A 10,878-nucleotide genomic window follows, 5' to 3' on the forward strand; every position below is an offset into this window, starting at 1 on the left:
ATCAGTGTCGATATTGACGGCGGCTTCCGGCCAGTCCTGTCGGGCATGGCGCCGGACACATCCGGTCAGGGGGCGATGGCGTTCACGATCTGCTCGGCGAGGCCCTGCCACTTGGCGTACGCGTCGGGGAAGGCCGACACCTGTACGCGCTGGGCGGCGACCGTGATGTCGAGCTGTTCCCAGCCGGGGATGGCGACCAGCGCGGCGTAGAACCGGCGGGCCGCCTCCATCGGATCCATCAGCTGGTCGACGGTGCCCCAGTTGGGCTGCTGCTGGAACAGGCCGACCGAGGCGTGGTCGTACCCCACGCCCTCGTTGGGGTGATCCATCGAACCCGGCACGTTGGGGTTGGCGAGGTTGTGCAGGTGGCTTTCCTGCAGTGCCGTGGAGATGGCCACGACGAACGCGCGTTTCGGCAGGTTCATCTGCTGGCCGGCGCGGACGATGGCGATGGCGTTGTGCATCTCGGGTTCGCTCAGTCCGCCGACCGGCGCGGGATCGGTCGGCGACGGCGACGGAGACGGCGACGCCGATGTCGCCGTGTCCGCCTTCGTGGCGCTGGGTGCTGCCGAGGATCTGGTCGCCCGCGGGGCCCGCGACGACTTCTGCTTCGTCGCCGCCGACTTCGCCTGCGGTGTCGTGGCCGCGGCCATCGGGCGCGCGTAGTTGCGCGAGGCGGCGCCGTCGGCGGCGGCCGCCCGCTCTGCCGCGTCGCTCAGGATCAGCGCCGGCGCCGGGGACGTGGCCGGCTTGTCCGACGGCGCGGCGATGGCCCAGGCGGAGCCGCTGATCGCGGCGACCGCGACCGCCGCGGCTATCGGGGCGAGACGGGGATCGAGCCGCCGTTTCGTGGCGTGGCGGCCGCGCCGGTACCGCCGGCGGTGGGCACGGATCCGGTCCGACAGGTGTGGGTCCGCCGCGTCCGCGACCGCGCTGCCGTCACCTGCGGAGTCGTCCGCCGCGGCGCCGAGGCCGAGTGGGCTGGCGGCTGATGCGCTGGTGGCGGCGTTGAGGGGTCGAGTGCTGACACGGTCATCGTCTTCGACATCGCCGGTGTTGCATGGCACCCGGCGAGCTTAAGAGCGATGTCTCATTTGGTGTCTCATTTGGTGGCGCAGCTCACGTTTCAGCCGCCGCACCGGTCCTGCCTGGGAAAACGGCTCCGACCTGCGCGCTTGTCCATTCGACCGAGCCGGGTACGGGCCCGTTCGTCGGCGACGTCAGGACGGTCGGTGCTCCGGAGTGGCGACGTCAGGACGGTCGGTGCTCCGGAGTGGCGACCGGCAGCCCGCCTGTGTCACGCCGCGTGGCGCGCCCGGCCCGCTCGCCTCTGCCGCCCCGGTTGAGCCCCTCGCCGGCGGCCAGGGTCGCGATCGCGTCGACGACCGCCGGCGGCCAGTCGCTCGGCGCGGCCACGGCGAGGTGGGCGGCGATCGCCTGGTGAAGGTCGGGCCACAGCCGTGCGGTCGACCACTCCGCGAACCGGCGATGCGCGGTGGCGCGGGTGACCCCGAACAGCTCTTCGGGAAGCTTCCACCAGGAGTACCCGGCCTGCGTCAGGTAGAGCACCGCGGCGAGTACCCGCCGGTCGTCCACGCGCCGGCGGCCACCGCCCTGCGGGCGTACCGGGGCTGCGGGGATCAGCCGGCTGGCGATGTCCCACAGTGGGTCCGGTGCCCACAGGGCGATGAAGTCCTGATCCATGGGGACTGATCCTGAGGGCAGTTGCGCGTGGATCCAAACGAGACACGCGAGCCGGGCGGTGCTCGCACTATTCGGCGATTCTCATGTAGCGATATGATTACTGTCAGTAAGTGAATGTCGGACATTGATGATCAATGAGTGATCAAACGAGTGCGGTTCGTAACAGTGTCGAGGGCTTGGCAGGCCGTTTACCCCTAAGTAATCTCAAGCCGTCTGGCCCGGTCCCTGGTCACAACGGGTGACGCCGGGGCAGGCCCGCCGAGTCATTCGTAATGAGCCGGGGACCCACCGTAACTGGGGTGAATCCGCAGGTGATGCCTGCGGTAGGGCGTCCTTTCCCGCCCGAATCCGTCAGCTAACCCGGTAGGCGGCAGCGAAAGGAGACCGCGCTCGTGCAATCTCCCCTCACCTCCTCTCCAGGTCACGTCCGACGATGTGCCACCCCGTGGCTGCCCGCCGGCCGGTTCCGCGCCGGCCCATGACGCGGCGCCCACACCCACCGGCCCCCGGTAGGTAGCGCGCACCACCGGGCGCCCGTTCCCGGGCGCCGTGCCGCACCCTGCCGGTTCCGGCCGCGTTCCTTCCATCGGCCTTTCGCGCGGTGACAGCCGTCGCCGTGACCCGCTGCGCTCCCGATCCGCCCGTCGGCGTGCGCCTGGCATGCGTGCCCGGCTGCGCGCCTACGTGGCTTCCGGTCCGCGCGTATCCACCCCTCACCATGTCCGGCCCGCCAACCGGTACCGCTTGGCGGAATCCGGCGCACCATCGGAGAGTTCATTGATTCCTTCGCACATCCGTTCGCGTATTCGTCAGCAGCTCAAGCGCGCGTCCGAGCCCAGCCTGCCCGCGGTGGCCGCTGTCCCGGCCGGTCTTCTCGTCGTCGCCGCCGCGGCCGGCATCGCGTTCAGCCAGACCGGCGGGCATCAGGTGCCGAGCCGCACCACTGACATGGCGATGGTGCGAACGGGGGAGGTGGGCGGCGGGCAAGCCGTGCGGGGCGTCACCCGCGCGGCGGCCCCGGCAGCCCCGGCGGCCCCGTCGAGCAAGGTGCTCGACTACCAGTTCCAACTGCAGCCCAACTACTACTACTGCGGTCCGGCGGCGACCCGCATCGCGCTGAGCGGCAGCGGCCACATCCTCAGCTTCGACGAGATCGCCGGCATGCTGGGCACCACCACCAGCGGAACCAACTCCGCGTACGACACCACCCGCGTGCTCAACCAGGTGAACGGCAACAACGCGTACCAGACCAGGGAGATCCCGTCCTACCCGGCGACGCCGGCACAGATGGACCAGCTTCAGGCCGACGTCGTGCGCGCCATCACCAGCGGGCGGATCATCGTCGCCAACATCGCCGGTTACACGACCGACGAGGACGGCGGGTTCCACGACTACAGCGGCGGTCACTACCTGACCATCGTCGGATACAAGGACGACGGGCGCACCGTCAAGATCGCGGACCCGGCCAACCCCAACGGCGACGGTACGTACTGGTTGTCCACCATCAAGATGGCCAACTGGATCTCCCAGCGCGGGTACTCGTACTGACCCCACCCTGTGGGCGCGCCGAGCGCCGGCCCCGGCGGCCGGCGCTCGGCGCGCTTTTCGGCCCCGGCATGGACGCGTTACCCGCGGGTATCACGTGGGCTGATGTCCGTACGGGAGGAGACCGATCATGGGTGAGGACAGGGCGCGGCGGGAGGCCGAAGAGACCGCGGTGCCGAAGGCGAACCTCGCCGAGGAGGCCGTCGAGGCGATCGGCGAGGCCGCGGCCGCCCGGCAGCCCGAGCCGTCACGCACGGACCTGGGCGAGCCCAACCTGGAGCCTGAGGGCGAGGCCGGCGCCGAAGCGACCGGCACCCCGGCGGGCTACGGCGCGGATACCGACCGGGCGTCCCGGCAGGCGCGGCCGTAACCCACGGCGCGCGGTACGCCCCGCCCGGCACGGTCGTCGCCCTGGCATGATCCTCGACGGCAGGAACGGTACCGGAGGGGATCACACCATTGAGTCGCTGGAGCGAACTGACCGGCGGAAGCGCTGGCCCCGGCTACGCGGAGCGCTTCGCCGAACTGGCCGCAGCCGGCGTCGACGTGCACGGCGAGGCGCGGCTCTGCGCTGAGCTGGCCGCGCCGGGGTCGCGGATCCTGGACGCGGGCTGCGGCACCGGCCGGGTCGCGATCCGGCTCACCGCGGCCGGCTACGACTGTGTCGGCGTCGACCTCGACGGGTCGATGCTCGCGCAGGCGCGCGGGAACGCTCCTGACACTCCGTGGATCCAGGCCGACCTGGCGACCCTCGACCTGCCCCCGCACGGGATCGCCGGCGGGTTCGACCTGATCGTGGCGGCCGGCAACGTCATACCGCTGCTCGCGTCCGGCACCGAAGCCGCGGCGGTCGCCCGGCTCGCCGTCCACCTGCGCCCCGGCGGGCTGCTCGTCGCCGGGTTCGGGCTGGACGCCGCGCACCTGCCGCTCGCCTTCGCCCCGGTGGACCTGCCCGCCTACGACGGCTGGTGCGCCGCGTCGGGGCTGATCCTCGAGCGCCGCCTCGCCACCTGGGACGGCGAGGAGTACCGCGGCGGCGGGTACGCGGTCAGCATCCACCGCCGTCCGGCCACGTCCACGCCGGCCTGACGCGCGGGCGAGGCCGGCCACGCCCACCGGCCGGCGCCGGCGGTTCAGGAGCTGACCTCGATCACCTCGGCGGGATCGCGGCGGGGGGTCGCGGGCACCCGCGTGGCCGGCTCCGCGACGCCGACCCGCAGCACGAGGAACGGGTAGCCGATCCCGCTGAGCATCCTGCCCAGCCGGAGCCGGGTGGCCGCCACCTCGATGACGTCGCTCATGGGCGACACCGCCAGGTCCTCGCTGACCGCCGTCAGCAGCACCGCCGAGAGCGCCTCGCCGGCGCGCAGCCAGTCCCGCGGGCTGTCCCCGTCGCCGGCAAGCACCGCGTAGACGGCCGTTTCGTCGTGGCCCTCGCCGGGGGCGAGGACGCCGGTGCCCTCGATGCCGAACTCGCGGACCGGCACGGTCCGGCTCGTCGGCGGGGTCGCCGTGTCGATGGGCACGCCGGATCCGCCGGCCTCCGCCGGGTGGGTCCAGCGGGCCAGTTCGGCGCGGTAGGCCGGGTCGGCCAGCTGCGTCGCCTGCGCCTGGGAGACCGCCGACGCGAGTACCGGCGTGTCCTCGGGCCGCACCAGGAACAGGTGCGCCCCTTCGCCTTCGGCCGCGCGGCGCAGCCCGTCCACCGCCTCCGCGGGTACCCGGCGGTCGGTGAACAGCCGCCGGTCGGTGTGCCGGATCAACGTGGATTCGTAGCGGCGGATGTCGGCCGGCGTCACCGGCTGCCGGCCGGCGACCCTGATCCGCGCGAGCAGGCCGGGGCGGGCCGGATCCGGCAACCGGTCGACCTCGGTCGTCCGGCCTTCGGCGGCGAGCGCCGTCCGGGCGTGGTGCAGCGCGATGCCGCAGCTGAGCGTGGTCATCCGGTGGTCGGGATCGACAACCGGCAGTTGCCGCTGCGGGTCCGCGGACAGTTCGAGGGCGTTACCGGCGACGCGCCAGTGCCACGGCTGGGTGTTGAAGATCGACGGTGCGCGCAGCGCGGCTTCGGCCGCGGCGATCAAGGCGTCGGTGTCGGTGGTCGGCATGGTGTGCCCTCCTCATGTCGTCGCATCCACAGTGCCCGCCAGGTATGGACGCCGGTCAGGGCCGAAGGTCCCCGGCCGGGCGGTCCGTCGCCGGGCGCGGCGGGCGTGTGACCTTCGGCCCTGCCCGGCAGCCGGCCGTTCGGGTCCGATTGAGTGGACCGTGGTGGAGGGAGCGCAGCCATGTCCGGAGGGTCGGCTTCCTTCGAGACCGCGTACGACCTGCTGGCCGCTCAGCCCTTCCTGGCCGGGCTGTCCGAGGGGCAGCTGCGGCAGCTGTCGTACAGCGCCAGCCGGAACGTGCTGCACGCCGGCGCCCGGGTGTTCTCCGAGGGCGGCCGGGCCGACCGGTTCTGGCTCATCATCCGGGGCCGGGTCGACCTGTACACGCACGTGCCCGGCCGCGGCGACGTGGTCGTCGCCACGCTCGGCCCGGGCGAGGTGCTCGGCTGGTCGTGGCTGTTCCCGCCGTACCGCTGGCATTTCGGCGCGGTCGCGGTCGAGACGACGTTCGCGGTCAACCTGGACGCCGAAGGGGTACGCCGGCTCTGCGCCGACGACCACGACCTCGGCTACGAGCTGACCCTCCGGTTCGCGCGGGTACTGGTGGAGCGGCTGCAGGCGACCCGGGTACGGCTGCTCGACCTGTACACCGTGCCACCGTGAACCACCCGCTCAGGACGCCCGGGCGGGTGTGCGGTTGCGGTGGACGACCGCGACCGGGCAGGCGGCGTGGTGCACCATCGCCTGGCTGACCGAGCCGAGCAGCAGGCCGGTGAACCCGCCCCGGCCGCGCGATCCGACGACGAGCAGCTGAGCCGTTCCGGTCGCGTCCAGCAGGGCCGGCCGAGGTGGTCCACACACCAGTCGCCGCCGCACCGGCACGTCCGGGTACTTGCAGCGCCAGCCGGCGAGGGACTCCGCCAGTACCCGCTCCTCTTCGTCCTCGACGTCATCGGTGGTGTAGATCGGGGGCAGCATCGAGTCGGGCGCCGTCCGTACCGGGGAGTCCCACGCGTGCACCGCCGTCAGTCCGGCGCCGCGCAGCGCCGCCTCCTCGAAGGCGAACGCCACCGCCGGTTCGCTCCCGGGCGAACCGTCGACGCCGAGCAGCACGTCACCGCGCGGGTCCGCGCGGCCCCGCACGACCAGCACCGGGGCGGCGGCGTGCGTGGTCAACTCCACGGCGACCGACCCGAGCAGCAGGCCGCTGAACCCGCCGAGCCCACGGTCACCGATGACGACCAGGGCCGCGGTCCGGGACCGGTCCACCAGGACCGGGGTGGCCGGTCCCGGCACGGCCTCGCCCCGCACGTCGACCGTCGGGGCTGCCGCCCGGGCCCGGGCGGCAGCCTCCCGTACGAGCTGTTCGGCGTCGTCGTGCAGGTCTCCCTCAAGGGTGTCCGCCGTGGACGGGCCGATCGGCTCGGCGATGTACGGCCACACGTACGCGTAGATCACGTGCAGCGGCGCGCCGCGTACCGCGGCCTCCCGCGCGGCCGCGTCGACAGCCGCCAGGCTGCACGGCGAGCCGTCCACGCCGACGATCACCGGGTGTGTCATCGCGGGCCCTCCTTCGACCCCGCCGGAACGCGGGCGATCAGAACCGGGCAGCCCGCGTGGTGGATCAGCTGATCACCGACCGAGCCGAGTGCGAGCCCCGGGAAGCCCTCGTGGCCGCGGGCGCCGACCACGACGAGTTGCGCGGTATTCGAGAGCGCGGTGAGCACGTCCGCGGCGCCGCCGAGGGTGATCGCGTAGTCCACGACGACCGTGGGGAAGCGGGTGTGCCAGCCGGCGACCGCGCGGGCCAGCTCATCGCGCAGGCCGGCCTCGACCTTGTCGCGCTCGCTGGTCAACGTCGCGGCGTCGGTCCACCGCGACGGCAGCGGCAGGCAGTACGCGGTCCGGGCGACGAGCGGGCAGCCGCGCCGGGACGCGTGCGCGTACGCCTGGCCGAGCGCCTCGTCCGCGGCCGGGGAGCCGTCGACGCCGACCACCACGGGCCCGTCCGTGGTGTCCTCGCGACCGCGGACGACCACGACGGGCGCGTACGCGTGGCCGGCCACCTGCCCGCCGACCGACCCCAGGAGCAGGCTGGCGAACCCGCCGCGTCCCCGGCTGCCGACCACCACGAGCGCCGCGTCCCGGGACGCCGCGACCAGCAGTTCGGCGGGGTGGCCAGCGACCGCGTCGCCGCGCACGGCGAGACCCGGGGCGAGCGACCGCGCGTCGTCGACAGCCGCCCCGACGACGGCCTCCGCGATCGTCCGGGCCGCCTCCTCCTGCCCGGCGCCGACGGCGAACCGCAGTCCCGGCCAGCCCGGCTGGTAGGCCATCAGCACCCGCAGCGGGACGGCCCGCCGGCCCGCCTCGGTCGCCGCCCACCGCAGCGCGGCCTCGCCGCACGCGGAGCCGTCCACTCCGACGACCACGTCCGGGTCCCGCACCGGCATCGCCATCTCCCACTTGCCCGCCGTCACGAGGCGGGCGGGTGCGTTACTCCGCCGCCAGTCGGGCGGCCGCCACGGCCGCCTGGCCGTAGCCGATCCCGCTGTCGTCGACCGGCACCCGCTCACCGGTGTACGTCTTCATCCCCAGCCGCCCGAGCAGGTCGAGCAGGCCCGAGGTCAGCCGGCGGTTGGTGAACAGATCGCCGCCGAGGCAGACCGTGCGCACGCCGGTCCGCGCGGCCGCCGAGGCGACCAGCGCGCAGGTCACCTCCGCGATCGTGGTGTGGAACGCGGCGGCGACCCAACCGGCCGGCCGGCGGTGCGTCAGAACCGCGCGCAGGGTCGGCGCCGGGTCGTACACGGCCACGCCGTCGCGGCGGGTGAGCGTCCACGGCAGCGCCGGCGCGTACAGGTACGGCGCGGCGGCGGCCTCCAGCGCCGCGGCCGCCTCGCCCTCGTACGTGGCCTGGTCGCACAGCCCGAGCAGGGCCGCGACCGCGTCGAACAGCGCACCGCAGCTACCCGCCAGCGGCGCGTCGACCCGGCGGCCGATCATCCGGCGCACGATCGCCGCCTCCTCGGCGCCGATGCGGTCGAGCAGGTCGGCGGCCAGCCGGGGGTCGGGCGGCGGCGACCCCACCTCCTCCAGGCCGTACAGGTAGCCCAGCGCGGTACGGGCGGGCCGGTGGCCGGCCGCGCCGCCGGGCAGGGCCGAGAGGGCGAACCGCCCGAGCCGCCGGTACCCCGTGCAGCTCGCGTGGAGGATCTCCCCGCCCCACAGCGTGCCGTCGTCGCCCATGCCCGGCCAGTCGTAGGCGACCCCGAGGAAGTCGGCGGTCAGGCCGTGCTCGGCGGCGACGGCGACGACGTGCGCGTGATGGTGTTGCACGGGCATGCGCCGGCCGGGGTGGCTCCTGGCGTACGCCGTCGACACGTACCCCGGGTGCAGATCATGGGCGACGATCCGGGGTTGCACGCCGTGCGACCGGCACAGCCGCTCGACGCTGTTGACGAAGTCGTCGAGCGCGGGCGGTTCCGCCGCACCGTCGGTGTGCGGAGCGAGGACGGCCTCAGCGCCGACGGCCACGGCCGCCGCGTGGCCGGACCGTGCGCCGACGGCGAGTACGGGCTGCCGCGCGGGTACCGGCAGCGGCAGCGGCGCCGGGGCGTAGCCGCGCGCCCGCCGCAACAGTGCCGCCCGGCCGGCGACCACCCGCATCACCGAGTCGTCACAGTGGGCCCGGATCCGCCGTTCGTGGCCGAGCATCCCGTCCACGAGCGGGCCGAGCGCGGCGATGGCGGCCGCATCGTCGATCGCGACCGACGCACCGGGCCGGTTGCCACCGGTCACCGCCAGCAGCCGACCCCGCTGTCCGTGATCGGTGGCGGCCAGCCCCCGCAGCAGGAGGTCGTACAGCGGACTGGGGGGCAGGCACAGGCCCACGTCGGGCAGCCCCGCGTGTACCGAGGCGCCCAGTCCCTTCGCCTCGCGGCGCCGCCGCACCAGCACGACCGGCCGGGCCTCCGCCGTGAGCAGGCGGGCCTCGGCCGGGGAGACATGGGCGAACTGCCGGGCCGTGCCCAGCCCGGCCACCATCACCGGAAGCGGCCTGGCCGGGCAGCGCTTGAGCTCCCGCAGCCGGGCGACGGCGGTCTCGTCGGCGGCGTCGCAGACCAGCTGGTACCCACCGACGCCCTTCACCGCGACCACGCCGCCGCGGGCGATGGCGGCGACCGCCGCGCCCAGCGCGTCGACGCCGACGGTCGTAGGCGTGGTCGACGAGCCGCCGGACGGCAGCCACCACACGCCGTCGCCGGGCACCCCGGTGTCGGGAGCGCCGGTGTCGGGGACAGTGGTTCTGTCAGCCACAACCGCAGCCTCGCGTGACCGACGGTCGCTCCGGCAGTGCCGGGCGCACCCCGCCGGCGGGACTTTCGCCCTGCCCGGCGGGCCCCGGTCCGCGCCGCACGCCGGCTCCCGCCGGACCCGTACGGGTAACCATCGCAGGTCACGCTCCCGTCCGGGCGCGGGCGATCAGCACCGGGCAGCCGGCGTGGTGCACCAGTTGCAGCCCGACCGAGCCGAGCAGCAGGCCGCCGGCCGCGCCGTGGCCGCGGGTACCGACCACGACCAGCGAGGCGCGCAGCGACTGGTCCACGAGCGCCGCGGCCGCGCTGCTCCTGGCGACGAGGTACTCGACGGGCACGTCGGGGTACTTCTCGCGCCACCGGGCGAGGTAGCCGACCAGCTCGCCGCGCAGCTCCGACGCGACCTGGGCCGGGTCGCACAGGATCGGCGGCGGGCCCATCGTCCACGGCGGGATCGGCACGGTGAACGCCTGCACCGCCACCAGCGGGCAGCCGCGTCGGGACGCCTCTTCGAACGCCATGCCGGCGGCGAGGTCGCAGGCCGCCGAGCCGTCGACGCCGACGACCACCGGGCCGCCGTCGTGGTCGGCGCGGCCGCGGACGACCACCACCGGGCAGGGCGCCTGCGTGGCGACCCGGGTGCTGACCGACCCGGCGAGCAGGCCGGCGAACCCGCCACCGCCCCGGCTGCCGACGACGAGCAGGCCGGCGTCGCCTGCCGCCGCGAGCAGGGCCGGGGCCGGTTCACCCAGCACCGCCCGGCCGTGGGCGGGTACGCGCGGCGCGACGGTACGCGCCTCCGCGATCGCCGCGTCGACGATGGCGGCCGCGAGATCCTGTACCTGCTCTTCCAGTTGCGGGCTGGTCACCAGGCGGGCACCCGGCACCCGCCAGTGGTAGGCCAGGACCACATCCAGCTCCGTGTCGTGCCGCTGCGCCTCCAGCGCGGCCCAGTGCAGCGCTTCCAGGCTGGGCGGCGAGCCGTCGATACCGACGACGATCTTCGACTGGTTCACGGGGTCGCCTCCTCGGCGCGGACTCGTTGCCGCTCGTTCCCGCGGACGCTGTGCGCACCTTCAGGGTCCTCGCGCCGCCTCGCCGGCTGCCGCTGCCGTTCGACCCGATCGGCCCGGTCTTAGGTCCCGGTGCCGGCGCCGGCGGTGGCCGTACGCGTCGGCGGCCGGGCGTGGGGCCCGGCCGTC

The 10,878-nt window shown here is 74.4% G+C and carries 11 protein-coding genes and 1 riboswitch; of the genes, 4 read left to right on the forward strand and 7 right to left on the reverse strand.

All coding sequences use genetic code 11. The annotated features are described in order from the left end of the window. Positions 1–65 precede the first annotated feature (65 nt). Both HC031_RS30685 and HC031_RS30690 read right to left on the reverse strand, forming a co-directional pair. Complete coding sequence (locus HC031_RS30685) at positions 66–1,067, reverse strand: peptidase M23 (protein WP_167928952.1); 1,002 nt, start codon at positions 1,065–1,067, stop codon at positions 66–68. 184 nt (positions 1,068–1,251) lie between these two features. After that, entirely contained in the window at positions 1,252–1,704 is a 453-nt protein-coding gene (locus HC031_RS30690) for a transposase (protein WP_167928953.1), read from the reverse strand. 246 nt (positions 1,705–1,950) lie between these two features. After that, a riboswitch (cyclic di-AMP (ydaO/yuaA leader) is annotated at positions 1,951–2,089 on the forward strand. A gap of 464 nt (positions 2,090–2,553) precedes the next feature. Here HC031_RS30690 and HC031_RS30695 point away from each other — a divergent pair. From HC031_RS30695 to HC031_RS30705, 3 genes are all read left to right on the forward strand, one after another. Then, a complete protein-coding gene (locus tag HC031_RS30695) occupies positions 2,554–3,252 on the forward strand; it encodes a C39 family peptidase (RefSeq protein WP_338090920.1) in 699 nt (232 codons plus the stop codon). Positions 3,253–3,379: 127 nt separating this feature from the next. Beyond that, positions 3,380–3,619, forward strand: coding sequence for a hypothetical protein (locus HC031_RS30700; RefSeq protein ID WP_167928954.1), 240 nt, complete (start codon positions 3,380–3,382; stop codon positions 3,617–3,619). A gap of 89 nt (positions 3,620–3,708) precedes the next feature. Beyond that, positions 3,709–4,338, forward strand: coding sequence for a class I SAM-dependent methyltransferase (locus tag HC031_RS30705; protein WP_167928955.1), 630 nt, complete (start codon positions 3,709–3,711; stop codon positions 4,336–4,338). A gap of 44 nt (positions 4,339–4,382) precedes the next feature. On the opposite strand, the gene HC031_RS30710 is transcribed toward HC031_RS30705, so the two are convergent. Further along, positions 4,383–5,357, reverse strand: a complete 975-nt coding sequence (locus HC031_RS30710) for an Acg family FMN-binding oxidoreductase (protein ID WP_167928956.1) — start codon at positions 5,355–5,357, stop codon at positions 4,383–4,385. Between the two features lie 180 nt (positions 5,358–5,537). Between HC031_RS30710 and HC031_RS30715 the strand changes: the two genes are divergently transcribed. Further along, a complete protein-coding gene (locus tag HC031_RS30715) occupies positions 5,538–6,020 on the forward strand; it encodes a cyclic nucleotide-binding domain-containing protein (protein WP_167928957.1) in 483 nt (160 codons plus the stop codon). A 9-nt stretch (positions 6,021–6,029) separates the two neighbouring features. Here HC031_RS30715 and HC031_RS30720 read toward each other — a convergent pair whose 3' ends face one another. The 4 genes from HC031_RS30720 to HC031_RS30735 all read right to left on the reverse strand — a co-directional run bounded on the left by HC031_RS30720 (position 6,030) and on the right by HC031_RS30735 (position 10,692). Further along, positions 6,030–6,917: a universal stress protein gene (locus HC031_RS30720; protein ID WP_167928958.1), complete on the reverse strand. Its 888-nt coding sequence runs from the start codon at positions 6,915–6,917 to the stop codon at positions 6,030–6,032. Next, positions 6,914–7,837 carry a universal stress protein gene (locus tag HC031_RS30725; RefSeq protein WP_167928959.1) on the reverse strand — a complete coding sequence of 308 codons (924 nt, stop codon included), beginning with the start codon at positions 7,835–7,837 and terminating at the stop codon, positions 6,914–6,916. Before HC031_RS30725 ends, HC031_RS30720 begins: the two co-directional genes overlap by 4 nt. 16 nt (positions 7,838–7,853) lie before the next feature. Further along, entirely contained in the window at positions 7,854–9,677 is a 1,824-nt protein-coding gene (locus tag HC031_RS30730) for a Kae1-like domain-containing protein (RefSeq protein WP_167928960.1), read from the reverse strand. A gap of 139 nt (positions 9,678–9,816) precedes the next feature. Next, positions 9,817–10,692, reverse strand: coding sequence for a universal stress protein (locus HC031_RS30735; protein ID WP_167928961.1), 876 nt, complete (start codon positions 10,690–10,692; stop codon positions 9,817–9,819). Positions 10,693–10,878 lie beyond the last annotated feature (186 nt).

It is taken from the genome of Planosporangium thailandense (assembly GCF_011947195.1).
GTDB lineage: Bacteria > Actinomycetota > Actinomycetes > Mycobacteriales > Micromonosporaceae > Planosporangium > Planosporangium thailandense.

Excerpts from the sequence above, each read along its gene's own strand:
- HC031_RS30690 (WP_167928953.1), bottom strand. The coding sequence starts at position 1,704 with ATGGATCAGGACTTCATCGCCCTGTGGGCACCGGACCCACTGTGGGAC.
- HC031_RS30700 (WP_167928954.1), top strand. The coding sequence starts at position 3,380 with ATGGGTGAGGACAGGGCGCGGCGGGAGGCCGAAGAGACCGCGGTGCCG.
- HC031_RS30710 (WP_167928956.1), bottom strand. The coding sequence starts at position 5,357 with ATGCCGACCACCGACACCGACGCCTTGATCGCCGCGGCCGAAGCCGCG.
- HC031_RS30715 (WP_167928957.1), top strand. The coding sequence starts at position 5,538 with ATGTCCGGAGGGTCGGCTTCCTTCGAGACCGCGTACGACCTGCTGGCC.
- HC031_RS30720 (WP_167928958.1), bottom strand. The coding sequence starts at position 6,917 with ATGACACACCCGGTGATCGTCGGCGTGGACGGCTCGCCGTGCAGCCTG.